24 protein-coding genes are annotated in these 21,959 nt (G+C 69.5%); 6 read left to right on the top strand and 18 right to left on the bottom strand.

Annotation, left to right across the window (positions count from 1 at the left end; translation table 11 throughout):
• Nucleotides 1–52: 52 nt before the first annotated feature.
• The 12 genes from ABD974_RS11990 to ABD974_RS11935 all read right to left on the bottom strand — a co-directional run bounded on the left by ABD974_RS11990 (nucleotide 53) and on the right by ABD974_RS11935 (nucleotide 11,279).
• Nucleotides 53–667, bottom strand: a complete 615-nt coding sequence (locus ABD974_RS11990; RefSeq protein WP_345303571.1) for a YbhB/YbcL family Raf kinase inhibitor-like protein — start codon at nucleotides 665–667, stop codon at nucleotides 53–55.
• 78 nt (nucleotides 668–745) lie between these two features.
• Nucleotides 746–2,821, bottom strand: coding sequence for a tetratricopeptide repeat protein (locus tag ABD974_RS11985; protein WP_345303570.1), 2,076 nt, complete (start codon nucleotides 2,819–2,821; stop codon nucleotides 746–748).
• 73 nt (nucleotides 2,822–2,894) lie between these two features.
• Entirely contained in the window at nucleotides 2,895–3,896 is a 1,002-nt protein-coding gene (locus ABD974_RS11980; RefSeq protein WP_345303569.1) for a YheT family hydrolase, read from the bottom strand.
• A gap of 49 nt (nucleotides 3,897–3,945) precedes the next feature.
• On the bottom strand, nucleotides 3,946–4,281 hold the full coding sequence (locus ABD974_RS11975) for a hypothetical protein (protein WP_345303568.1): 336 nt from the start codon (nucleotides 4,279–4,281) through the stop codon (nucleotides 3,946–3,948).
• Nucleotides 4,278–5,063, bottom strand: coding sequence for a lysophospholipid acyltransferase family protein (locus tag ABD974_RS11970; RefSeq protein ID WP_345303567.1), 786 nt, complete (start codon nucleotides 5,061–5,063; stop codon nucleotides 4,278–4,280). Before ABD974_RS11970 ends, ABD974_RS11975 begins: the two co-directional genes overlap by 4 nt.
• A 46-nt stretch (nucleotides 5,064–5,109) precedes the next feature.
• Complete coding sequence (locus tag ABD974_RS11965) at nucleotides 5,110–5,550, bottom strand: hotdog fold thioesterase (RefSeq protein WP_345303566.1); 441 nt, start codon at nucleotides 5,548–5,550, stop codon at nucleotides 5,110–5,112.
• 105 nt (nucleotides 5,551–5,655) lie between these two features.
• Complete coding sequence (locus tag ABD974_RS11960) at nucleotides 5,656–5,859, bottom strand: hypothetical protein (protein WP_345303565.1); 204 nt, start codon at nucleotides 5,857–5,859, stop codon at nucleotides 5,656–5,658.
• A gap of 92 nt (nucleotides 5,860–5,951) precedes the next feature.
• Complete coding sequence (locus ABD974_RS11955; protein WP_345303564.1) at nucleotides 5,952–6,134, bottom strand: hypothetical protein; 183 nt, start codon at nucleotides 6,132–6,134, stop codon at nucleotides 5,952–5,954.
• Nucleotides 6,135–6,434: 300 nt separating this feature from the next.
• Nucleotides 6,435–8,483, bottom strand: a complete 2,049-nt coding sequence (locus tag ABD974_RS11950; RefSeq protein WP_345303563.1) for a phospholipase D family protein — start codon at nucleotides 8,481–8,483, stop codon at nucleotides 6,435–6,437.
• On the bottom strand, nucleotides 8,480–9,004 hold the full coding sequence (locus ABD974_RS11945; protein ID WP_345303562.1) for a YceI family protein: 525 nt from the start codon (nucleotides 9,002–9,004) through the stop codon (nucleotides 8,480–8,482). The genes ABD974_RS11950 and ABD974_RS11945 overlap by 4 nt, the downstream gene beginning before the upstream one ends.
• A 53-nt stretch (nucleotides 9,005–9,057) precedes the next feature.
• On the bottom strand, nucleotides 9,058–9,534 hold the full coding sequence (locus ABD974_RS11940) for a SixA phosphatase family protein (RefSeq protein WP_345303561.1): 477 nt from the start codon (nucleotides 9,532–9,534) through the stop codon (nucleotides 9,058–9,060).
• Nucleotides 9,535–9,629: 95 nt separating this feature from the next.
• Entirely contained in the window at nucleotides 9,630–11,279 is a 1,650-nt protein-coding gene (locus ABD974_RS11935; protein ID WP_345303560.1) for a hypothetical protein, read from the bottom strand.
• A gap of 132 nt (nucleotides 11,280–11,411) precedes the next feature.
• Here ABD974_RS11935 and ABD974_RS11930 point away from each other — a divergent pair, with 132 nt between their 5' ends.
• Complete coding sequence (locus tag ABD974_RS11930) at nucleotides 11,412–12,248, top strand: penicillin-binding transpeptidase domain-containing protein (protein WP_345303559.1); 837 nt, start codon at nucleotides 11,412–11,414, stop codon at nucleotides 12,246–12,248.
• Between the two features lie 113 nt (nucleotides 12,249–12,361).
• Here the strand turns inward: ABD974_RS11930 and ABD974_RS11925 are convergent, their stop codons facing one another.
• The gene (locus ABD974_RS11925) at nucleotides 12,362–12,991 is read right to left on the bottom strand and encodes a ParA family protein (RefSeq protein ID WP_345303558.1); all 630 of its coding nucleotides are present in this window, start codon (nucleotides 12,989–12,991) and stop codon (nucleotides 12,362–12,364) included.
• A gap of 73 nt (nucleotides 12,992–13,064) precedes the next feature.
• Nucleotides 13,065–13,943, bottom strand: coding sequence for an SDR family NAD(P)-dependent oxidoreductase (locus ABD974_RS11920; RefSeq protein WP_345303557.1), 879 nt, complete (start codon nucleotides 13,941–13,943; stop codon nucleotides 13,065–13,067).
• 161 nt (nucleotides 13,944–14,104) lie between these two features.
• Between ABD974_RS11920 and ABD974_RS11915 the strand changes: the two genes are divergently transcribed.
• From ABD974_RS11915 to ABD974_RS11900, 4 genes are all read left to right on the top strand, one after another.
• The gene (locus tag ABD974_RS11915) at nucleotides 14,105–15,589 is read left to right on the top strand and encodes an AAA family ATPase (RefSeq protein WP_345303556.1); all 1,485 of its coding nucleotides are present in this window, start codon (nucleotides 14,105–14,107) and stop codon (nucleotides 15,587–15,589) included.
• Nucleotides 15,590–15,916: 327 nt separating this feature from the next.
• Nucleotides 15,917–16,222, top strand: coding sequence for a helix-turn-helix transcriptional regulator (locus ABD974_RS11910; protein WP_345303555.1), 306 nt, complete (start codon nucleotides 15,917–15,919; stop codon nucleotides 16,220–16,222).
• Between the two features lie 154 nt (nucleotides 16,223–16,376).
• Nucleotides 16,377–17,201, top strand: a complete 825-nt coding sequence (locus tag ABD974_RS11905) for a glycoside hydrolase family 18 protein (protein WP_345303554.1) — start codon at nucleotides 16,377–16,379, stop codon at nucleotides 17,199–17,201.
• A gap of 149 nt (nucleotides 17,202–17,350) precedes the next feature.
• Complete coding sequence (locus tag ABD974_RS11900) at nucleotides 17,351–18,742, top strand: DUF389 domain-containing protein (RefSeq protein ID WP_345303553.1); 1,392 nt, start codon at nucleotides 17,351–17,353, stop codon at nucleotides 18,740–18,742.
• Nucleotides 18,743–18,761: 19 nt separating this feature from the next.
• Here the strand turns inward: ABD974_RS11900 and ABD974_RS11895 are convergent, their stop codons facing one another.
• The 4 genes from ABD974_RS11895 to ABD974_RS11880 all read right to left on the bottom strand — a co-directional run bounded on the left by ABD974_RS11895 (nucleotide 18,762) and on the right by ABD974_RS11880 (nucleotide 21,565).
• Nucleotides 18,762–19,301, bottom strand: coding sequence for a DUF4199 domain-containing protein (locus ABD974_RS11895; RefSeq protein WP_345303552.1), 540 nt, complete (start codon nucleotides 19,299–19,301; stop codon nucleotides 18,762–18,764).
• A 115-nt stretch (nucleotides 19,302–19,416) separates the two neighbouring features.
• The gene (locus ABD974_RS11890) at nucleotides 19,417–19,830 is read right to left on the bottom strand and encodes a response regulator transcription factor (RefSeq protein WP_345303551.1); all 414 of its coding nucleotides are present in this window, start codon (nucleotides 19,828–19,830) and stop codon (nucleotides 19,417–19,419) included.
• Between the two features lie 77 nt (nucleotides 19,831–19,907).
• Nucleotides 19,908–20,606: a 2OG-Fe(II) oxygenase gene (locus ABD974_RS11885; RefSeq protein ID WP_345303550.1), complete on the bottom strand. Its 699-nt coding sequence runs from the start codon at nucleotides 20,604–20,606 to the stop codon at nucleotides 19,908–19,910.
• A gap of 50 nt (nucleotides 20,607–20,656) precedes the next feature.
• On the bottom strand, nucleotides 20,657–21,565 hold the full coding sequence (locus ABD974_RS11880) for an AEC family transporter (RefSeq protein WP_345303549.1): 909 nt from the start codon (nucleotides 21,563–21,565) through the stop codon (nucleotides 20,657–20,659).
• A gap of 152 nt (nucleotides 21,566–21,717) precedes the next feature.
• On the opposite strand from ABD974_RS11880, the gene ABD974_RS11875 reads away from it, so the two are divergent.
• Nucleotides 21,718–21,924 (top strand): hypothetical protein, encoded by a 207-nt coding sequence (locus ABD974_RS11875; protein WP_345303548.1) that lies wholly within the window; start codon nucleotides 21,718–21,720, stop codon nucleotides 21,922–21,924.
• Nucleotides 21,925–21,959: the final 35 nt, after the last annotated feature.

The raw sequence follows: 21,959 nt of genomic DNA, 5'->3' as shown, positions 1-21,959 counted from the left end.
CGGGATTCTCTCCGCTTGCGCGCGCCTCAGGGCGCGCCGGCCACGCTCCGGCTCAGCCCTTCACAGCAGCATTGAGCGAATAGGTGCCCCAGGTCGCCGCTTCGGCCAGCACATGACCGTGCATGGCCCGGAACACATCGCCGGCGCCGAAGCGCGCCGGCAGGTCGAGACGTTCGACATCCAGCGCGAACACGCGGAAGAAATAGCGGTGCAGGCGCAGATCGTGGCCCGGCGGATACGGGCCGTCGTAGCCGAGGTAGTCGCCGCCCATGTCGGCATCGCCGGCGAACCAGCCGGTGTAATCGTTCAGGCCATGGCGCGCGCCGGCAGGCCCCGCGGGCGCGGCCTTGCCGCGCGCGACGACGCCGTCGCTGCCGCTGCCGGCGGCGAGTTCGCGCACGTCCGCCGGGATGTCGACGAGGACCCAATGCACGAAATCGCCGCGCGGGTGGTCCACCGGAATCGGCGTATCGCCATCGGCCACCAGCGCGCCGTCGGTCGGCGCGTCGGTGTCGATGCACAGCAGCGCGAAGGAACGCGTGCCGGCCGGCGCGTCGTCCCAGCGCAACTGCGGGTTGCGGTTGCCGCCGAATCCGTCCGGCGTGCCCATCGCGAATTCGGCGGGGATGCGCTGGCCGTGTTCGAAACTGCTGCTGGCGATCTTCATGTCGTGCTCCTTCGTGGGGCGTGTGGCGTCATGCGATAACGATAACGATGCCGGCGATGCGGATGCCGGCAACGCCGGTCACTCCGCCGGATAGCCCAGCGACTGCGCCACTTCGGACAACAGCGCGAAGGGCTCGGCCAACGGGCGGGCGTAGTGGCGCCAGTGGCCGAAGGCGAACCGCTGCGGGCCGAACATCGAGGCCGGCGGGACGCGGATTTCCTCCAGTCCGAGGCCGCCGCCGATCTCGCTGGCGAAGGCTTCGACATCGGCCAGCGCGTGGTCGGTGCGCACGATCTTGTGCGGCTGCGCCTGTTCGCGCTGCAGCGCGACCACGTGCTGCAGTTGCCGCGCGATCCACAGCGCGGCGTCGTTGGCCGAGGCCAGGCCGAACGGCACCGGGCTGCCGAACGCCATCCATTCCAGCAGCATGTCGCGGGGATCGCGCAGCGCGATCATCACGATCGCGCCGGGCTGCAGCGGCCGCAGCATCTTCAGCAGCGCGTTGTCCCAGAAAGGCAGCCAGTCGATGATCATCCCATCCTGCACGCCGCGCGCGGGCAGCGCGGCGCGCCATTCCGCGAGCAGACGGTCCGGCGCCAGCGTGCCGGCGTTGAGCGCGGCGATCGTGTCGGGGTTCTGCAGCGGGTCGCGCGGCGGATTCGGGCCGAAGCGATCGGCGCGCAGCGGGTAGCCGGCGTGGCCGATCACCGCGGCGACCTTCTCCACGCCCGATCCCGGCGCACCCCACAGATACGCCACCGGCGGCGTGCCGGGCACCGGTGTCGCGGCCTCGGGCCACGGACCGCCCGCGGGACCGGGCGCGGTCAGCGGCCAGCGCGCGGCGGCTTCCGCGCTGTTCACCGCGTTCCAGGTCAGCACGGCCTCGCCGTGGCGGCCGGCGCGATCCTGGGCGAACCCCAGCCACGGCATCAGGCCGCGCTTGGCGTCGTCCGGCGCCTGCGCGATCAGGCCCTGCACGTGGGCGACCGCCGCCTCGGGCTGGTCGCGGACGAGACGGTCGAGCAGGCGCATCTCGGCGCTGGTGCGGCCGGGTTCGAGTTCGACGATGCGCTGCGCCAGCGCGGCCACCGCTTCGTCGTCGCCGCGGGCTTCGTGCAGATGCATCGCGGCTTCCAGGCCGACGACGTTGTCGGGCAGCGCCGCCAGCCAGCGATCGACCACCGCCTGCGCGCCGTCGCCGGCCTCTGGCTCGAACGCCAGCCGCAACTGCCACAGCGACACGCCTTCCGGATGCTTCGCCAGCGCGGCGTCGAGCTGGGCGCGGGCGTCGTCGAGATCGCCGGTGCGGCGCCAGATGTCCGTCGCCAACCCCCAGGCGCGCGGGTCGCGCGGCTCTTCGGCCAGCGACTCGCGCAGCAGCGCGATGGCGCGCTCGTGGCGGCCCAGCGCGAGTTCCAGTTCGGCGGTCATGCGCTTCAGCGCCGGGGTCGCGCTGTCGGGATCGGCGAGCAGCGGCTGCAGCACCTCCAGCGCCTCGTCCGGACGCTGCTGCTGCAGCAGGATGTCCGCCAGCAGGCCGCGCAGGCTGCGCATGTCGGCGGAGAGTTCGATGAGGCGGCGGAACACCTGCTCGGCGAACGCGTAACTGCGCTGCTGCAGATGCGCGAAGCCCAGCGCGTACAGCACCTGCAGGTCGTCGGGCGCCTGCGCCGACGCGCGGGTCAGCAGCGCCTGCGCGCGCGCGCCGTCGCCGCGACGCAGCGCCACCATGCCTTCGATCGTCTTGACCCACGGATGATCGGGCTGCAGGCGCGCGGCCGACCGCTGCAGGCGTTCGGCTTCGTCGATTTCGCCGCGGCCGATCGCCATCTGCGCCTGCACGATGTAAGCCTCGAACTGGTTCGGGTCCAGATCGATCGTGCGCTTGAGCGCGGCCTGGGCCTCGTCCAGCCTGTGTTCCTTCAGCAGGAAACCCACGCGCTGGAAATGGATCGACGCGTCGTCCGGCGCCAGCAGCACCGCACGGCCGATCGCATGCAGCGCGGCGGCGGCATCGCCGTTCGCGCGCTCGGCATGGGCCAGCAGGGCGTGGGCATAGGCGTCGTGGGAGGATTCGGCCACGGCCAGGCGGGCCAGCGACAGGGCTTCGGCGTGGGCGCCGCGCTTGAGGGCGGCGATGATCTTGTCTTGCATGAAGGCTCGGAAACGGCGGGGCCGGGGCCCGGAACCCGCGATTGTACCGCCGGGGCCGCAGCGGCCGGGCCGTTCAGCCCGGCAGCGCGTCCGCGAATTTGCCGGCCACCCAGCGCTCGGCGTAGCCGTCCAGCTTCGCGCTTTCCAGAAACCCGCAGTGGCCACCGTGCGCGGCGATCTCGATCCGCCCGTTCGCGGGCAGGCGCAGGGCGTGGAATTCGGCGACCGGAATCACCGGATCGTCGATCGAGGTCAGCAGGTCGACCGGCACGTCCAGCGCGGCCAGGCGCTCACCGGCGACCGAGTAACCGTTGAAGTAATCGTCGAGCGTGTCGAAGTCGGTGTGCCGCTCCACCATCCAGCGGGTCAGCTCGCGCATCCGCAGCCGCAGCACGCGGTCGTCGAAGTCGTAGTACTCGGGAAAGGTGTCGCGCTTGCGGCGCAGCGAATCGCGCCACTGCCGCTCGAAATAACGCATGTAGAACGGCAGCCCTTCTTCCATCCGGGTCATGGTCACCGCCGGATCCAGCAGCGGGCAGACCGCCGCCGCGCGCGCCAGCGGCAGCCCGGCCGCGCGCCCGCGCAGCGCCACCCGCAGCGCGAAATTGCCGCCCAGCGAATAACCCGCGACCACCATCGGCCGGTCGCTGCCGGAGAGGAACCGATTGGCCACATCGACCGCGGCGTGCACCACTTCGTCGATGCGATTCGAATGGAACAGCGCCTGGTTCAGGTGATGGGTGTCGCCGTGGTCGCGGAAATTCAGCCGGAACACCTCGAACCCCGCGCGCAGCAGATGCACCGCGGTCATCCGCATGTAGCTGGACTCGACGCTGCCCTCCCAACCGTGCAGCAGCAGCGCCAACCCGCGCGGCGTGCCGCCGGGCATGCGGCTGTGCACGCCTTCCAGGCGGATGCCCTCGCCGCCGTCGACCAGATACGGCTTGCTCACCGCACCGCTGCGCCGCAGCAGCAGCGCGCCGCGCGCGCGCCGCAGCGGACTGGTCGCGAGCAGCGACTGCAGATGCGGGCTGCGCAACCAGAGCGGCGGATGGTAGGAGGAGGTGGAGATCATCTCGCGGCGACAACGTGGGGAGGCCAGCATACGTCACGGCGCTGCCGTCTCAGAAATGCTCGATTCGGCGCGCTTTCGCTTCGCGCAACGCGCGTTGGAGGCAAACGCGATCCGGAGCGGCGGTCGTCATCGCGATCCGATCTTCCAGCGCATCGATGCCACGGCGATTCCAGAGCCTGCGCGACGCGGCGGCACGTTCGGCCTGCCACCAGAACCAGGCGTCGCCATCGCGCTGCGCCAGATCGCCTTCGGCCCCCTCCGGCGACAACAGGCGGCACATGGACATGGTTCGATCAATCGCGCTCGCATGCCATCCATCGCCGTGCGCGCAAGCCGCGAGGAGCCCGATGCAGACCACCGACGCAAATTTCGCGGCGGCGCTCATCCCTGCTGCATCGCCTCCACGATCCGCGTGCGCGCGGTCTCGGCGAGACGACGGCGGCCTTCGGCGTCGCCGGGCAGGATCGGTTCGAGGAAGACCACGTCGGCGACGCAGCCCGGCTCACCGAGCAGGCGCAGCATGTTCGCGGCGAAGCTCTCGGTCGGGCCGAACGCGACCACGGTCTGCGCCGATCCGCGCGCGCCGTAGCGCAGCGCGACCGGCTGCACCGGAACGTTGGCTTCCACCGCGGCGTGGAAGATCCGCGCGTGGAACGGGCCGACCTCTTCGCCGCCGCGGGTGCGGCCTTCAGGAAACACGCCGACCGCGCGGCCGTCGTGCAGCCGCGCCAGCATTTCGTGGAGCACGCCGCCGAGCGATTCCTGGCTGCCGCGCTGGTGATAGATGGTCTCGCCCATGGTCGCGAGCCAGCCGACCAGCGGCCACGACGCGATTTCGCGCTTGGCGACGAAACCCATCATGCGGAAGGCGTGCAGCGCGACGATGTCGATCCAGCTGACGTGATTGGCGACGAACATCACCGGACCGGGCAGCGGCGTGCCGATGCGGCGCAGGCGGAAACCGAACACCCGCATCAGCCCGCCCTGCCACCAGCGCACCATGCGGTGACCGAGGCGGTCGCCGCCGACGGACAGGCCGCCGAACGGCCACGACATCAGGATCAACGTGATCGGCAGATGCACGAACACGTGCCAGAGCAGCATCGGGGTACGGACGAGGTAACGCAGCAGCCGGGCGGCGCGCGCAGCGGGAGAGGCCTGGGTCATGCCGTCACGATACCGAAGCGATTTGGAGCTTTGCACCTCCGCCGCCTCAGGCACGCTGGGGCACGACCGCCAGGGTCAACCGGGAGATGCAGACCAGGCGGCCGGCGGGGTCCTCGATGCGGATCTCCCAGACCTGGGTGCGGCGGCCGATGTGCAGCGGCCGGGCGGTGCCGGTGACCTCGCCGTCGCGGACGGCGACGAGATGGTTGGCGTTGATCTCCACGCCGACGCACATCTCGCCCGGCTGCACGCAGAGGTTGCCTGCGCTGCTGCCGAGGGTTTCGGCCAGCAGCACCGAGGCGCCGCCGTGGAGCAGGCCGTAGGGCTGCCGGGTGCGGCCGTCCACCGGCATCGTGGCGCGCAGGAAGTCGGGGCCGATCCCGGTGAAGACGATGCCCAGCGCCGCCATGGCGGTGTCGGGCGAGTGGGCGTTGAGCTGTTCGAGACTGGTGGCGTGGCGGAAGACGCCGGGGGCGGGACTGTTCATCCGGTCAAGGATACCCGAGGGCCCTGCCGGGCCCCGGCGCGGTCGTGCGCGGGAGAGGGGCGCGCACGCCGCGGCCGGGGATTCGACCGATGGGACGGTGTCGGCTCAGCGGCAGCGGAACCGGGCCTGGCCCCAGTCGCTGGTGTAGCGCTTCTCGAGGGCGTAGCCGCTGCTGGTGCCGTAGCCGATGCCGAAATCGCGTTCGCGATAACGGACGGAATGGGGGGCGGACCCGGCCTGTGCCTGCACGGCGACCGGCGTGCGCGGGGCGAGCGGGGCGAGCGGGGCATGGAGCGGGGTGACGTTCATGGCGGAAGATCCTGCGGTTCGATGGGTGTGCGGGGGAATGACTTGCGGGTGTTGCAGCGGAACGGAAGCGCGTGGGAGGCTGCGTCGAAGGTTCAGGCGCAGCGGAAGCGGATCTGGCCCCAGTCGGTGGTGTAGCGCTTGTCGAGGGCATAACCGCTGCTGTTGCCGTAACCGACGCCGAAACCGCGTTCGCGATAGGTGCGGCGGGCGCCGGAGAAGGGGATGACCTTGGCGGAAGGGGTGGCGCTGCGGTCGGTGGTGGTGGTGACGTTCATGGCGGGCTCCGGATGGGCTGAGTGGCTTGGTGTGTTGGTAAAGTACAACACCTATCGACCAAAACAGATGTGCAGGAAGTCACCCATCGCTTGGCATGGCACCAACCGATTGATTTCATTGATTTTCGAAGATTGCCGGGCCGACGAACGGTCGAACTCCGGCCCGCCCTGAGGCGCCAAATGCGCGAATTCAGCCCCCGACGGGCACGCCGGCGTGGCTGCAATGGGGTGCGATCCGGCGTTGCGGGCCGGTCAAAACGGTCAAACCCGGCGCGCCCTGGGCCCGCCCTACGGGATCGCCTACAGGATGGGCGCCAGACCGGCCCCGAACGCGGTGAAGATGCGGGTCAGCGGCCGGATCACCGGCGCCACTTCGGGGAAATCGCCCACCGGCTCGTAGCAGCGGCGGAAATGCGGGTCGCGCGGCGACATCGGCGCCGGGCAGTCCGGCCCGGGCGTGAACTCGTAGCTGGTGGCGTAGCGCACCGGCCAGAAATCGAACAGCGGCAGCAGCTCCGAGACCTTCGCCAGCGAATACTCCAGCCCCGAGAACACTGGCGGCTTGTCGCGGCGCGCGATCATCCACGCGTTGGCCGGCGCCATGTCGCGCTCGATGCTCGCGGCCAGCGCGCGCGCGAACGCCGGATCGTCGATCACCACCAGCGCTTCGGTGTTGTAGGTGTCGCCGCGCGGGTCGAAATTGTGGGTCCCGATCACGCCGACGCGGTCGTCGATCACCAGCGATTTCGCATGCAGGCCGAAGCGCACGCCGCCGCGCTTGAGCGGCACCTGTTCGTTGCTGCCGCGCTTGGAATAGCGCAGCGCCGAATACTCGCGCGCCAGCGGCGTGGGCCGATCGGGCGAACGACTGCCGTCGCCGATTCCGCGGTAGCCGGAACCGGAACCGGCGCCCGAACCACCGGAACCGAGCACGCTCGGCGTGCCGTCCGCATCCCACGCGATGTCGACGGTGCCGGTGGCCTCCACGTCGATCGGCGCATCCTGCGGAAACGGTTTGAACTCGTAGATCTCGAATTTGTAGTCGCGCAGGTAGCGGCGCTTGTACTTGTACGACAGCGCATAGGGGATGAAGGCGTCGGTGGCGGCCAGGCTGTTCGTGGAGATCACCACCCGCGGCGGCGATGATCGCTGCTGCAGCGCATGGAACATGCGCTGCGCCGGCTTGGACAGCACGAGATAGGGCGTCTGCAGCAGCACGCGTTCGTCGGCGGTGTCGATCAGGTCGCGCAGCAGCGGCGAAGACGTCGCGTTGCGGTCGTCGACGGCATCGTGCTTTTCCGGCAGGTCGCCGATGTAGCGAAGATCGCGCACCGGCATCGCCGCATCGACCAGGCGGCTGCGCACCAGCGCGGCGTCGTCGGCATCGCGACCGATCAGTTCGATCCGCCGCGGTTGTTCGGGCGCGGGATGCTGCAGTTTCGGCACGCCCTGGCGCAGCACCAGCCGGCCCACGTCCGACAGGCGGGTCAGCGGCGTGCTCAGCGGCGCATCCCAGAACGCTTCGAAATGGGCCTGCATGTCGGCGACCGCGGGCCCGGCGACGAGAATGTCGCGGTCGCGGAAGTTGTAGCGCGCGTCCCAGTCGAAATAGTCGTTCTGGTAATTGCGCCCGCCGGTGACGCCGACCAGACCGTCGACCACGATCAGCTTGTTGTGCATGCGCTGGTTGAGCCGGCGCCAGCAGCATGCCGAGGCCAGCGCATACATCGGATAGCCGAAGCGCGCGCGGCCGAGCACCGGGTTGTACACCCGCATCTCGAAATTCACGTGCGCGCCGGCCAATGCCGCGACCGTGTCCACCCGCTTGAGCGCGGCCAGCTGGTCCACCAGCAATCGCACCTTCACGCCGCGCTTCGCCGCGATCAGCAGTTCGTCGAGGATCAGGTGTCCGGCATCGTCTTCGTCGAAGATGTAGGTCTGGATGTCGATCGCGCGCTGGGCGCCGCGGATGAGATCCAGCCGCGCAAGCAGCGCATCCTGGCCGTAGTCGAGCATCAAGGCGTAATGCTGCGGCGGCGATGCGGAGGCCGGTGCGGTTGCGGCCGGTGCCGGCGGCGCATCCTCCGCCAGACCCGCGGCCGGCGCTGCGGCGACGACGGACGGGTCATCCGCCACCGTCGACGGTGTGAGGCCGGCGGCGCGCTCGCCCAGCGCGCGCAGCGGCGAAGGCCGCGCGCACGCATCTTCGCGATTGCAGTCGATTTCGACGCTGCGGGCGACGGCGACCCGGATCTCCACCTGCGCCTGCTCGTACGTCGACAAGGTCGCGCACGCGGTCTGCGACAGCGCGAAGACGCACAGCAGCAGCGCACGGATCGCCCCGCTCATTCGCTGTCCTCGCGCACGCGCAGGCGCAGGTTGAAGCGCACGTGGTCGGAGACCGCGAAGATCCAGCGGTCCACGCCGTAGTCGCTGCGGCGCACGCTGCCGTTGGCGCTGACATCGCAGTCGTAGGCGGGGCGAGCGCAGTCGGCGGCTTCGATCGCGAAGGTTTCGCGACGGCGCACGTCGCGGATGGTCAGTTCGCCGGCGAGCTTGCCGCCCTTTTCGATCAGGGCGGGCGGATACGGATCGGACACGAATTCCACGTCGGGAAAACGCTCGGCCTCGAAAAAGCCGCGGCCGCGGGTCATGCCGGTGTAGTTCGGATGACCGACGATCTCGACATCCCGCGCCGACAGCACCAGACGCACGCGGCGACGGCCGTCGTCGAGCGTCTCGATGCGCCCGCTGTAGCGCGGAAACCGTCCCTGCAACACCTGGCCCCAACGGGTCTTGAGCGTGAAACCGATGCGGGTTTCGGCCGGATCGATCTCGGCCGCCGATGCCGTCTGGCCCGCCGCGAACATCGCGCAGAGGACCGGCGCGCAGAGCAGAGAAGGAAGGAAGGACGCAGTCCGCTTCACGGCCACCAGAACGCGGAGAGGGTGGCCACGCCGGGCTCCACCACGGCGTCGGTCGGGAAATGCAGGACCACGACGCTGCCCGGCGGCATGCCGCGGTAGTCCCCGGATTGCCCGCTGTGCATCAGCGCCGCGAGGCGCTCCAGGCCCGGATTGTGGCCGACCAGCATCAGCCGCTCGACTTCGTGGTGCTCGTCCACCAGCTCGGCCAGCGCACCGGCGGTGGCTTCGTAGATGCCGTCGACCAGTCGCTGCTCGACGAATCCGATGCCGCGCATCACCGCTTCGAGGGTCTCGCGCGTGCGCCGCGCCGGCGAGCACAGCACCCGATCCGGCACCAACGCCTGCGCCGCCAGCCAGGCCCCGGCGGCCTCCGCTTCGGCCAGGCCCTCCGCGGACAGCGCGCGGTCGACATCGGCCTGTCCGGCGTCGGCGGGTTCGGCATGGGCGTGGCGGAGCAGGATGAGGGTTCGCATGTGCGCGTCAGTCTTCGGGCGACGGGATGTGGGGCAGCTTAACGCGAACCACCGCGATTCGGGATCGGCCGCGCGGTCGCGCGGCCGGCCCCGGTTCAATCCAGCGTCTCGGGCAACCGCCGCAGCGCGTCGCGGAAGAACAACCGGTCCGTGGGCGTGAGTTCGCGCAGGCGACGACGCAGGCGCGCGGCGGCTTCGGCGCTGCGCGCGGGCTCGCCGTCGTGGGCCTCGTACCAGGCGACTTCGAGCAGCACGTTGGCGCGCTGCAGGGCGTCCACCTGCACCCGGCCGGCGTCGACGTCCGCCTGCATCGTCGCCGCGAGCGCGCGCCAGCTCTCCCACTCCACGCCGAGGGTCATCGGTGCGATCAGCGCGCGGAACGCCTCCGGCGACATCACCGGCCAGCGACGGAAGACATCGAGTCTGGGATGCGGTGCGTCCGGGCCACCGGCACGCGCCATCCGCAGCAGGTAGATGGTGTTCCAGCAACCGCCGCCGACGCCATGACGCCCGCTGAGCCATGCCGCCAATCCGATCCACGTCATCGGATGGCCGTCGTCGCCCGACCCGCCATCGCGGCCGCCATCGCGCACCCCATCACGCACGACCAGGCCGCAACGCTCGAACAGCCACAGCGACCAGCCGAGGTTGCTGGCGGTGGACGCGGCGGCGTCGAACAGTTCGGCTTCGTTCGCCAGCGCCAGCGCCGCGCGGTAATAGCGCACCGCCGTGCGCGCGGCATCGGTACGCTCGGCGATCTCCACGCGTTCGTCCAGCGCCAGCGCGCGATGGATCAGCGCCTGCAGGTTCGCGTGTTCGCTGCGCACCCGCGGGTGGTACTGGAACAGGCCGGTCCAGCGCGGATCGTCGGCCGCCTGGCGCAGGATCTGACGCGCCGCCTGCGGATCGCGGCCGGCGTAGGCGCACCACGCCTGCACGATCGCCGCCATCGCGCCCAGCCACGCATGCTCGGGGGCCTGTTCGTCGTGCCAGTGGCGGTCGAGTTCGGCCAGCACCGCGCGCGCGGCGTCGGCATTGCCGGCGCGACGCCACACCATCGCCTGCTGCAGCAGCGCCAGCGCCTGCAGCCACGGGTCGTCGGTGAGGGTCTGCGCGCGGCGATAACCGGCCAGCGCGCCGTGGTCGCGATCGAGGATCAGGCGACCGTCGAGCATGTCCTTGCGCGCGCCGGCCCACGCATGCCAGTACGCGGGCGAAGCGTTGCTCACCATCGCATCGCCGAAGCCGTCGGCGCCCGCGGATGCGCGCATCGCCGACGACGCGCCCAGCCATGCGATCACCGCGTCGGTGCCCGCGGGTTCGCCGTGCAGCAGGATGCGCAGGCGCGCGGCCTCGCCTTCGGCCAGCCAGAACGGGCCGCGGTTGCGGCCGGCCAACGGCAGCAGATCGGGATCGCGGGCGCGGTCGGTGCCCCAGCCCACGCGCAGCCCCCAGCGCGCGAAATCGGCGTAGGCGCGGCTGACGATCATGCGCAGGTTGCGCGCGTTGGCGAAGCGTTCCCGCAGCTGCGCCTCGCGCAGCCAGCCCTCGCCCGACTGCGCCGCCAGCCACAGCCGCAACAGCACCCACAGCGACTGATGGCGCACCGGCGCGTCCTGCACCAGCGACGGCGCCCCGAGTTCGATCGCGATGTCGCCGCGCGCGCCGGCATCGGTGGATCGGGTCCGGCGGCGCGGGGCCGGGCGCGGAGGCTTCGTCGTCGATTTCGCTGGGCGTGTGCTCATCGATCCAGTCTGGCACGCGCCGGGCGGCGCGGTGACGGACGTTACATCAGTGACGCCCGCGACGACAGCACCGCTTGGGGCCGGGCCGCGCGCTGACGACACTGCGACGCACACCTTCGCCGGAGTCGCCCGATGCGTCGTTTCCTCCGCAACACCGTGCTCGTCGCCTGCCTGCTCGCCCTCGCGCCGATGCTGTGCGCCGCGCCGCCCGCAACACCCGCGCCGACCGCCAGCGCCGCCGCACGCTTCGCCGCCTACGGCCAACCCGGCACGTTCCTGCTGCAGCGCGACGGCCAGCGCGCGCAGGTGGTGCACGGTGCGGCGCTGGCGGACACGCCGCTGCGGCCGGCATCGACGTTCAAGCCGATGCTCGCGCTGATCGCGCTGGAAACCGGCATCCTGAAAAGCGCCGACGAGATCGTGCCCTGGAACGGCAAGCCCTATCCCGACCGACCGGCATGGCAGCGCGACATGGCGCTGCGCGAAGCGATGCGGACCTCCAGCGAAAGTTACTTCGGCGTGCTCGCCGAGCGCATCGGCCGCGAGCGATTGGCCGCGTGGGTGCAGCGCGTGGGCTACGGCAACGGCCGCATCGGCGCGACGCCGGCGCTGGCCTGGCACGACGGCGTGCTCACCGTCACCGCGCGCCAGCAACTGGCCTTCGTCGACCGCCTGCGCCGCGGCGACCTGCCGTTCTCGGCGAAGACCCTCGCTGCCGTGAAAGCGGCGATGCGCGACGACGACGCGAACGGCACCCGGATCTACGGCAAGACCGGCACCCACCGCGACGGCGACCGCACCGGCAACGCCTGGTGGATCGGCTGGGTCGAAGGCCCGAAGGGCCATGCCAGCTTCGTGCTGGGGATCGATCTGAGCGCGGCGGACGATCGCGCGATGCGGACCGTGCTGGACAAGCGGATCGCGCTCGGCAAACAGTTGCTGCGCGACGCTGGACTTTTGTCGAAGTGATGCACGGCGGTAGAGCGGCCTTCAGGCCGCTGCTTTTTCGTACATGAAGAGCGGCGGCCTGAAGGCCGCTCTACCGGGGAAGGAACAGCGTGCCGCGCACCGGGATTGGGGTGTCAGCCCTTCTTCAACCACTTCAGCAGCGGCGCCCAGTCTTCCTGATGCTCGCGCACCTGCTGCGAGTGATAGTCGAACAGGCTGCGGCCCAGGCCGACCAGCATCACGTAAGCCTGGCTGTCGCGCAGTTCGGCGACCACCGGATAAGGCCACTGCTTCAGCAGCTCCACCGCCTGCTGCGACGCATTCGTCCACGGCTTGAGGCGGTTGCCGATCAAGCCCACCCGCAGTTGGCCGCGGCGCACGCGCGGGTGTTTGGCCACGGCGTTGAGGAAGCCCACGGTGGCGTCGATGTCCAGCGTGGAGGGCAGCACCGGCACCACCAGGGCGTCGGCCTCTTCGAAGAAGGTTTCCAGCGTCTCGACCGTGGAGCCGGCCGGGGCGTCGATGACGATGCGCTGGGTGTCGTCGGGAATCTGTTTCGCCCAGTTGCGGCGGGTGCCGTCCAGGGGCAGCACCGCGCTGTCCAGTTCGGCCCGGCGCTCGGCCCAGCGGGTGGAGGAATGTTGCGGGTCGGCATCCACCAGCACGGTGCGGTGCCCGTCGAGGGCGGCCTGCGCGGCGAGATGCGTGGCGATGGTGGTCTTGCCCACCCCGCCCTTCGAACTGGCGACCAGAACCGTTTTCATCGGCACCTCCGCAGTGAAGAGCCCGCAGCTTAGCACCCGCGACCGCTCCGGCGACCGGGTGCCCGGTCGCGCCTCAAGCCGTGAACTGGCTGCGGATCACGGCATGGAACCAGGCTTCCGGCAGCCACCGCTGCAGGACGAGCGTGATCCGCGCATCCACGCCGACCATGTAGCGCATGCGCGGCTGGGCGGTGGCCAACACCTTGCCGATCCGTTTGGCCACCGCTTCCGGCGGCGACCCCATGCTCGACGCCTTCCCCGCCATCGCCAGCAGCTTCTGCATGCCGGTGCGGTAATTGGGGGGCGCATCGGCGGGGAGGGCGGCCAGACCGGCGTTCAGGCCGGCCTGGGTCTTCGGCAGGAAATCGGTGACGATGCCCCCGGGGCACACCGCCACCACCCGGATCCCCTGCGGCCACAGCTCGTGGCGCATGGCCTCGCTCAGCCCCAGCACCGCGAATTTGGAGGCGTGGTAGTACGCCTCCCACGGGATGCCGACGAAACTGCCGATCGAACCGAGGTTCACCAGCTTGGCGGTCGCGCCCGGATGGCCCGCCACGTAGCGGCGCAGCAGCGGCAGCGCCGCCCGGCTCAGGGCCGCCAGGCCGACGACATTGGTCTCCATCAGCGTGCGGGCCTCGGCCTCCGTGGTGTATTCGAACGCACCGTTGAGATTGAAGCCCGCGTTGTTGATCAGGGCATAGAGACCGTCCGGGGCGTGGGCCTCGACCCGCGCCAGAGCATCGCGGATGTGATCCTCGCGGGTCACGTCCAGCAGCACCGGCACGATCCGCGCGGCCGATGCGGCCGGCGCGGCGGCCACCAGCGCCGCACCGTCGGCATCGCGGCGGACCCCGGCGAAGACGGTGTAGCCCTGCTCGGCCAGATGCAGGGCCGTGCTGCGACCGATTCCGGTGGAGGCGCCGGTGATCAGGACGGTGTCGCTGCGCATGGAAGAAACCTGTGGGTTGCGGTGGGGGGGCCCGACACTAGACTATCGACCTCGGCCCACCGTCAACCCCATCTGAGCGCATCAGGAAATTCCAGGATGCCACGCGCCGCTTTGCTATCGTGTCGCCCTTTGCGGGCGCCTGCCCCGAGCTACGGACAAGAATGAGCGGTCTCCAGGATCTCGTGGCGCTGATCCGCGCCGATACCCCCCTGATCGTGATCGAAACCCCCGACGAGCCGCGGGTGGTCGAACTGTTCCGGCAGTCCCTGATGCATGTCTGGCGGGCGCTGTTCCGCTGGTCGATCACCGAGGGCCTGCGCCGCATCGACATGGACCGCGAAGACGCGGCCGAGGTCGCACCGGACGCCGGCGCCACCCTGCAGGCGATCTATCGCCACGACCAGCGCGGCGTGTTCCTGCTGCTGGACTTCGCGCCCTACCTGAAATACGCCGGCACCCAGCGCCAGGTGCGCGACATCCTGCAGCGCCGCAACTGCCTGCCGCACGTGCTGGTGCTGGTCGGCAACAAGATCGAACTGCCCGCGGACCTCGAAGCGCACGCCGTGCGCTACCGCCCGCACCTGCCGAGCAGCGACGCGCTGCTGAAGCTGGTGAAGGACGAAGCCGCCGCCTACACCCGCGAACACGGCGGCAAGCGCGTGGAGGTCGATCCCGACGCGGTGAAGCAGATCGTGCGCAACCTGCGCGGCCTCAACGAAACCGACGCCCGCCGCATCGCCCGCCACCTGATCTTCCGCGACGGCGTGCTCAACGCCGACGACCTGCCCGAACTGGCCAAGCTGAAGTTCGAGCTGATCAACCGCAGCGGTCATCTGCACTACGAATTCGACCCGGTGAAGCTCGATCACGTGATCGGCGCGAAGCGGGTGAAGCGCTGGATCGAACTGCGCCGCGCCGCGTTCGTCGACGGCAACGCCCCGCCCGGCCTCGATCCGCCGAAGGGCGTGCTGCTGCTCGGCGTCCAGGGCTGCGGCAAATCGATGCTGGCCAAGGCGATCGCCGCCGGCTTCGGCGTACCGCTGCTGCGCCTCGACTTCGGCGCGCTGTACAACAAGTACCACGGCGAAACCGAGAAGAACCTGCGCGACGCGCTGGCTTCGGCCGAGCAACTCTCGCCCTGCGTACTCTGGATCGACGAGATCGAGAAAGGCCTCGCCAGCTCCGGCGGCGAGGACGGCGGCGTCTCGCGCCGCGTGCTCGGCACCTTCCTCACCTGGATGGCCGAACGCAAATCGCCGGTGTTCATGGTTGCCACCGCCAACCAGGTGCAGGACCTGCCGGCCGAACTGCTGCGCAAGGGACGTTTCGACGAAATCTTCTTCGTCGACCTGCCCAGCCCCGAAGCGCGCGCCGAACTCTTCGCCCTGCATCTGCGCCGGCGCAGCGTCGATGCCGAAGGCTTCGACCTCGCCGCGCTCGCGCACGCCGCCGACGGCTTCTCCGGCGCCGAAATCGAACAGGCCATCGTCGCCGCGCTCTACACCGCCCACGCCGCCGGTCACCCGCTCAGCGATTTCCAGCTGCGCGCGGAGTTGAAGAACACGCGACCACTCTCGGTACTGATGGCGGAGCAGGTGAACGAACTGCGCGAATGGGCAGGACCGAGAACCGTGCCGGCGGATTGATTGACGGCAACGGCCCATAAAACCCAATCGGGTGCGCCTCGATCCATCGGACATTGGCATCAAACTGATACTGCGCTGATACTTCACGGACGAAGATCCGGATTCCAGAATTTTCTTGGCTCGCCTCGCGATGAGCCATTGATCGGATCGCGACTTTTCCGGTCGAAGCATTCCCTCTGATTCACTCAGCACCACCAGCGGGCGCACGGCGCACGCCTCAATCATGCGAACAGCGAGCGATTCTTCTCATGGAAAAAGAATCCCAATCGTTTCGAGGTCAGCCGATAACGGCTGGTTTCCGAATACGACCATTTCCCCGGGATTCTCATGAACGACTCCACTCGTCCCAACGATGCCGCGAGCATCGACGCCGCTGATCGCTTCATCGCAAAAAACGCTCCGAAGCCTGGCAGCGTCCTTCTCGATGGCGCCGAACTGCGTCGCCTGCGCCACGCCCGCCTGATGAGCCAGCAGGAACTGGCGGATCACTGCGAGGACCGCCGCTACCGCGTGTCGCTCCCGACGATCAAGCGCGCGGAGCTGGGGCGCCGCGTCCGGTTTCGCGTCGCACGCGAACTCGCCCGCTGTTTCGACGTGCCGGTGCTGCAGATCCTTCGCGCGATTCCGGCTTGATGCATGCCGCGTCAAGGGAACGAAGGGCAAACGACCTCATCCCCGGCCGCATCCACCCGCGATCCACGTTCTAGCAGGACATCGATGATCCCGTGCGATGCGTCGCACGGGATCATCGCCCACGGAAGCAACACCCACTTCAAGGAGCGCGCACATGTCCGGCCAAAGCACATCCACCTTCGAGATCGCGACCTGGTACGACACCTGGAACGCGACCGGGCTGCAGAATCTCGTGAACGGGATCGTCCCGCTGAACTATGCGACCCGCTACAACCTCGCGTTCGGCCAGCTTTCGTCCGACCCCTCCGGCGGCTACACCGTCGACATGACCGGGCAATACGCCGATCAGGTGAAGCAGCAGATCCTCGCCCAGGTGCCGGGCGTGCAGATCTACGCGGGGCTGGGCAGCACCGGCATCGCCGAGACCGTGGCCGACAACGCGCAGAACGACAACCGCTCGACCGCGAACATCGTCGCCTGGCTGCAGGCCAACGGTTACGGCGGGATTTCCATCGACGCCGAGGACTTCGGCGCGATGCAGCTGGTGCCCGAATTCGTGACCCAGCTCGGCCCGAGCTTCCGCGCTGCGGGCCTGGGCATCGCGGTCTCGGTGCCATGGCCGGGCAACGGCCCGACCGGACTGTACGGCGAGAACGCGGTGCAGGCGTTCAACGACAACGTGGATGTGTTCGAACTGCAGGACTATTCGTCCTCCGGCACGCCCGACGACGCGCCGGTGTGGGTCGCCGCCGGCATTCCCGCCAACAAGCTGATGGGCGGCGTCGCCACCGAGAACGGCAACGCGCAGACCTCGCTGGCGGACACCCAGGCCTGGACGCAGTACGCGATGCAGAACGGGCTGCAGGGCATGTTCAGCTGGCGCCTCGACAACGACCACGGCACGCAGGGCGAAGACGAGGACGTCGATCCGACCTTCACCGGTGCGAAGACGCTCTACGACACGGTCAACGGCGGCTGAGGCCGCGCGGCCGGGTCCGGATCGACGCGGTCTTCGCGTGGATCGCGGTCGTTTCACACGGTCGTCCGCCGCATCGCCGTCGGGGGCTCCCGCCCCGCGGGGTTTCGCTGCACCATGTGCGCGGGGACCCTTTCGACCACGAGGCCGCGATGAAGACCGAACCGCACGCCGAACCGCGTCGCGACCCGCCATCCTCGTCGACGCGCCTGCGCCGGGCGATGGCCGTGCGCTTCAGCCTGCTGGCGGACAAGGCCGACGATGCGGTCATCGAGCGCCGGATCCGCGAAGGCGTGGCGCTGCAGGGTGCGACCCCATGGATCCTGATGTTCGCGATCTTCATCGCGTCGATCGGACTGAACGTGAATTCGACCGCGGTGATCATCGGCGCAATGCTCATCTCGCCGCTGATGGGCCCGATCATGGGCGTGGGCCTGGGTGCGGCGGTGTACGACTTCGCGCTGATCCGCACCTCCCTGTGGAACCTCGCCATCGCTTCGGCGATCAGCCTCGGCGTGTCGACCCTGTATTTCCTCGTCACGCCGCTGGCGGAAGCGCAGTCGGAACTGCTGGCGCGAACGTCTCCGACGCTGTGGGACGTACTGATCGCGCTGTTCGGCGGGCTGGCGGGCATCGTCGGCATCACCCGCGAAGAGAAGTCGAACGTGATCCCGGGCGTGGCCATCGCCACCGCGCTGATGCCGCCGCTGTGCACCGCCGGCTACGGGCTCGCCACCGGGCAGTGGCAATACTTCGGCGGCGCGTTCTATCTGTATTCGATCAACTGCGTGTTCATCGCGCTGGCGACGGTGATCGGCATCCGCCTGGTGCGGGTGCCGGTGCATGCGTCCGTGGATTCGACGGTGGAGCGGCGGCTGCGCAACGGTCTGCTGATGCTGGCGCTGGCCACGGCGCTGCCCAGCGCCTGGCTGGCGTACCGGCTGGTGCAGCAGGAAGTGTTCAAGTCGCGCGCGATCGCGTTCGTGCGCGACGAGTTCGCGTTCGACAGGGCGCACGTGGCCGATACCCGGGTCGATCCGGCGACGCGGGCGATCGAGGTGTCGCTGATCGGCCTGCCGCTGGACCGGCCCACGCTGCAGCGCATCGAAGGCAAGCTCGCGACCGCGGGCCTGCCCGGCGCGAAGATGCTGGTGCACCAGGCCGGCGAGAACGATCGCATCGACGTGACCGCGCTGAAATCCAGCCTGCTCAGCGACCTCTATCGCGACAGCCAGGACGCGCTGCAGAAGAAGGATGCGGAACTGGCCGCGCTGCGCGACCGTCTGGCCGCGCGCGAGGCCCTGCTGAATCAGACGGACGCGATCGCCGCGGAACTGCGGGCGCTGTTGCCCGCGACGACCTCGGTCACGCTCAGCCAGGGCTACCGGATCGCCGACGGCGCGGAGACCTCGCCGGTGGTGCAACTGATCGTGCAGTCGTCGGACGACATCGACGAAGCCGACCGCGACAGGATCGTCGCCTGGTTCAAGGCCCGGGCCGGAACGGACGCGGTCGCCGTGGTGTTCGACCGCCCGCAGGACTGATCCTTCCGTCCGCCGAACCTCAGGCGCGACGCGCGGGCAGGAAGCTGCTCCTGCGCAACAGCGCCGCCGAGATCAGCGACACCAGCACGCCGACCGGGAAGATCTCGGTGAAGGTCATCGGCATCCGGTACAGCGGGTCGGCGTACTGGACGCTGAAGGCCTTCATCTCGGCCGTGATCCGCGCGAGTTCCGCGGCGCTGGCGCCTTCGGCGCGGCGCTGCGCGATGAAGTGCTCGGCGAACTTGGCGCCGTAGTCCAGGCCGGTCACCGCCAGCGCGGTTTCCCAGGCCAGGACGTAGAACACGCCCGCGACGACGCTGATGCCCAGCCCCATGCCGAACGCCGGCCAGAAGCGGATGACGCCGCCGAGGGCGTCGTCGCGATGCCGCTTCACGCCCACGAAGATCGCGCTCAGGGCGATCAGCATGGACGTGTACCCGATCGCCATGCCGATGCCCATCGAGGGCGGATGGTCGGCCATCGCGACCGTGGTCCCGAACAGGATGCTGCCGACGATCAGGCCGGCGACGGTGCCCCAGAGCAGGATGGTGCGGAACATGCGGGTCTTCCTCGAAATGGTGAAGGCGTCATTGACCGCGTCGGGGTGTCGCCAGGCAATCGCCCGAACGGGTGATTCCGCGGAAATCACCCGCAAAAGCGCGCGACAGGGACGGTCAGGGCAGGATCCCCAGCGATCGCGCGCGGTGGATGGCTTCGGTCCGCCGCCGCGCGCCCAGCTTCTCGAACAGCCGGGCGACGTGGGTCTTCACCGTGTTCGGCGACACCTCCAGCAGCGCGGCGATCTCCTTGTTGGACTGCCCGGCGGCCAGCGCCTGCAGCACGGTCAGCTCGCGCGGGCTGATGCCCAGCGACGCCACCGCCTGCGGATTGCCGTCGAAGGGCGGCGGCTTGCCGGCCCCCAGCGCGCGGGCGCCGAGCCAGACACCGAGCGCGAGGAAGCCCGCGGCGATCAGGAAGATGTAGATCGCGTCCGAATGCGCGCGCGCCAGCCGCTGGTAGTCCAGCCACTGCAGCGCCAGGGTGCCGGCGGCCAGCAGTGCGCCGTAGTAGATCGCCCGCTTCCACATCTGCCGGTCTCCCGCACCGTTGCGCGGCGGTGGTGCCGCGTGTGCCGGCCAGTCTATCGCCGCCTGCCGGTCCACATTCAACCCGCCAGCCACCACCCGGTGATGGCATGCCGCGGATGCGCCACCCACGGCACCACGAAGGTGACCTGATGGCGCTGCGGCACCCGAAACAGGCTCAGCGAATTCCAGCGCGGCAGGAAGGTCTCCAGCACGTCGCCGTCGTTGTCGAGGAACTGCAGCTGGCCGCCCCAGTCCGGGCGCCAGTCGCGGCTGAGATTGATCACGAAGGCGTAGCGACGCCCTTCGGTGTCGTCCTGATCGTCGTGCGGCATCAGGTACTGCCCGGGGCGATAGCGGGTGCACTGCAGCACGGTGCGGGAGATCGCCTCGTCGCCGGAGAGCAGGCGCGCGAATGCGATGAACTGCGGCGCGTTCAGGAAACGCAGCACGCCGTGGACCAGCAGGTCCGGGTCCCAACCTTCCTTCGCCGCCTTCACCAGCATGTAGCTGTCGTAGGCGAACTGGTAGGCGTTGGCGGCGCGCGCATAGCCGTGCTGCAGCAGGCGTGCGTAGTCGGCATCGTCGGGATAGGCGCCACGCGGCGTGGTCCTCGCTTCGCCGCTGCTGCGTTCGGCAAGTTGCCAGGGCACGCGCTCGGCCAGTTCGCGCGCCAGCGTCTCCGCCGCGGCGGGCTGCAGGAAGTCGGGAATCTGGATGCGCGCATGCTGCGCGAGCGCGCGGCGCCAATGGTCGATGTCGATGTCGTTGCTGATCATGGCGGTCGCGTCGGACAGAAGGATGGAATTCGATGCGGCGTGCGGGAAGCCTAGCCGATCGGCAAGCCTGCCCACAGCGGCAGCGTGATCAGCGACAGCAGCAGGCCGTAGCCGACCATCGCGGCGGCAAGACGCGGCGCAAGGTTGTGCGAGATCGCCAGCGCACCGGCGGTCACCATCGACGGCATCGCCGATTCCAGCACGGTGGTGCGGGCCATCTCGCCGTGCAGACCCATCAGCGGCACCAGCAGCAGCGCCAACGCCGGCATCACCGCCAGCTTGAGCGCCAGACCGATCGCCAGCGGTTTGAGCTCGTCGCGCGGCAACGCCAGCTTCACCGACAGACCGATGGTCAGCATCGCCAGCGGCAACAGCGCATCGGACAGGCGCTGCAGGCCGCCGGCGATCCAGGACGGCGGTTCCGCAGGCATGACCGTGAACCCGAAGGTCAACGCCCACAGCGGCGGAAACTTCAGCACCCGCAGCAGCATCCCGCGCGCGGTCGGTGGTGCGTCGCCACCGTAGCGAGCGAGCACCCACAGCCCGAACGTCGACAGCATCAGGAACGCGCCGAACTGGTCGTAGATCACCGCGTACGGCAGCGCGTGTTCGCCGATCAGCGCGCGCGTCAGCGGATAGCCGAGAAAACTGGTGTTGCCCAGCGCCACGGTCAGCAGCAGCACCGCGCGTTCGTCGTCGCGGAAGCGCAGCCAGCGCGCCGCCAGCGTCACCAGCGCGACGGTCGCCGCCAGCAGCAACCACGGCACCAGCGCGACGCCGATCAAGGCCGGCTCCAGGTGCAGCCGCGGCGCGTAGCGCAGCACCGCCGCCGGCAGGCAGACGTACAGCACCACGAGGTTCAACGTCTGCGCCGCGTTGTCGGGCAGCACGCGCGCGCGCTGGAAGGCATAGCCCAGCGCGAGCATGGCGAGAATCAGGGCGAAGGCGTCGAAGGTCATGGTCGGGCTCGGGGCTGGTGCCGCCGGCTCTCGATACTCGATGTCGGCGAACGGGAATACTGCGATCGCCGGCCCGTGGACGGCAACATCCCCCACATCGGCCGCAGTAGCATGGTGGCGCCCCGCTCCGGGGCCTGAGCACAGGATTTGCCATGAACAGGAGTCGCCATCTCGTCCGCCCGTTCCTTCTCGCAGCGCTGCTGACCCTGGTCAGCGCAGGCTACGCGAACGCCGCCTGTACGCCCTCGACCTACGCCTACTGTTGGCAGCAGTACGAGAGCTGCATCATCAACGGTGGCGAGCAGGAATTCTGCACCGCCGAATACTTCGACTGCCTCACGCGTCGCGGCTGCGGCTGACCACCGAGCCGCCGTGATGCGCGTCCTCGCCTCGT

The sequence above is a fragment of the Lysobacter hankyongensis genome (assembly GCF_039543145.1).
Taxonomy (GTDB): domain Bacteria; phylum Pseudomonadota; class Gammaproteobacteria; order Xanthomonadales; family Xanthomonadaceae; genus Lysobacter_I; species Lysobacter_I hankyongensis.
Note: the sequence above shows the minus strand (reverse complement) of the source record. Positions and strands in the feature narration are given on the sequence as shown.

Bases quoted from the DNA above. Each gene is read 5' to 3' on its own strand.
- ABD974_RS11990 (WP_345303571.1), bottom strand. From the start codon at position 667: ATGAAGATCGCCAGCAGCAGTTTCGAACACGGCCAGCGCATCCCCGCC.
- ABD974_RS11985 (WP_345303570.1), bottom strand. From the start codon at position 2,821: ATGCAAGACAAGATCATCGCCGCCCTCAAGCGCGGCGCCCACGCCGAA.
- ABD974_RS11980 (WP_345303569.1), bottom strand. From the start codon at position 3,896: ATGATCTCCACCTCCTCCTACCATCCGCCGCTCTGGTTGCGCAGCCCG.
- ABD974_RS11975 (WP_345303568.1), bottom strand. From the start codon at position 4,281: ATGAGCGCCGCCGCGAAATTTGCGTCGGTGGTCTGCATCGGGCTCCTC.
- ABD974_RS11970 (WP_345303567.1), bottom strand. From the start codon at position 5,063: ATGACCCAGGCCTCTCCCGCTGCGCGCGCCGCCCGGCTGCTGCGTTAC.
- ABD974_RS11965 (WP_345303566.1), bottom strand. From the start codon at position 5,550: ATGAACAGTCCCGCCCCCGGCGTCTTCCGCCACGCCACCAGTCTCGAA.
- ABD974_RS11960 (WP_345303565.1), bottom strand. From the start codon at position 5,859: ATGAACGTCACCCCGCTCCATGCCCCGCTCGCCCCGCTCGCCCCGCGC.
- ABD974_RS11955 (WP_345303564.1), bottom strand. From the start codon at position 6,134: ATGAACGTCACCACCACCACCGACCGCAGCGCCACCCCTTCCGCCAAG.
- ABD974_RS11950 (WP_345303563.1), bottom strand. From the start codon at position 8,483: ATGAGCGGGGCGATCCGTGCGCTGCTGCTGTGCGTCTTCGCGCTGTCG.
- ABD974_RS11945 (WP_345303562.1), bottom strand. From the start codon at position 9,004: ATGTTCGCGGCGGGCCAGACGGCATCGGCGGCCGAGATCGATCCGGCC.
- ABD974_RS11940 (WP_345303561.1), bottom strand. From the start codon at position 9,534: ATGCGAACCCTCATCCTGCTCCGCCACGCCCATGCCGAACCCGCCGAC.
- ABD974_RS11935 (WP_345303560.1), bottom strand. From the start codon at position 11,279: ATGAGCACACGCCCAGCGAAATCGACGACGAAGCCTCCGCGCCCGGCC.
- ABD974_RS11930 (WP_345303559.1), top strand. From the start codon at position 11,412: ATGCGTCGTTTCCTCCGCAACACCGTGCTCGTCGCCTGCCTGCTCGCC.
- ABD974_RS11925 (WP_345303558.1), bottom strand. From the start codon at position 12,991: ATGAAAACGGTTCTGGTCGCCAGTTCGAAGGGCGGGGTGGGCAAGACC.
- ABD974_RS11920 (WP_345303557.1), bottom strand. From the start codon at position 13,943: ATGCGCAGCGACACCGTCCTGATCACCGGCGCCTCCACCGGAATCGGT.
- ABD974_RS11915 (WP_345303556.1), top strand. From the start codon at position 14,105: ATGAGCGGTCTCCAGGATCTCGTGGCGCTGATCCGCGCCGATACCCCC.
- ABD974_RS11910 (WP_345303555.1), top strand. From the start codon at position 15,917: ATGAACGACTCCACTCGTCCCAACGATGCCGCGAGCATCGACGCCGCT.
- ABD974_RS11905 (WP_345303554.1), top strand. From the start codon at position 16,377: ATGTCCGGCCAAAGCACATCCACCTTCGAGATCGCGACCTGGTACGAC.
- ABD974_RS11900 (WP_345303553.1), top strand. From the start codon at position 17,351: ATGAAGACCGAACCGCACGCCGAACCGCGTCGCGACCCGCCATCCTCG.
- ABD974_RS11895 (WP_345303552.1), bottom strand. From the start codon at position 19,301: ATGTTCCGCACCATCCTGCTCTGGGGCACCGTCGCCGGCCTGATCGTC.
- ABD974_RS11890 (WP_345303551.1), bottom strand. From the start codon at position 19,830: ATGTGGAAGCGGGCGATCTACTACGGCGCACTGCTGGCCGCCGGCACC.
- ABD974_RS11885 (WP_345303550.1), bottom strand. From the start codon at position 20,606: ATGATCAGCAACGACATCGACATCGACCATTGGCGCCGCGCGCTCGCG.
- ABD974_RS11880 (WP_345303549.1), bottom strand. From the start codon at position 21,565: ATGACCTTCGACGCCTTCGCCCTGATTCTCGCCATGCTCGCGCTGGGC.
- ABD974_RS11875 (WP_345303548.1), top strand. From the start codon at position 21,718: ATGAACAGGAGTCGCCATCTCGTCCGCCCGTTCCTTCTCGCAGCGCTG.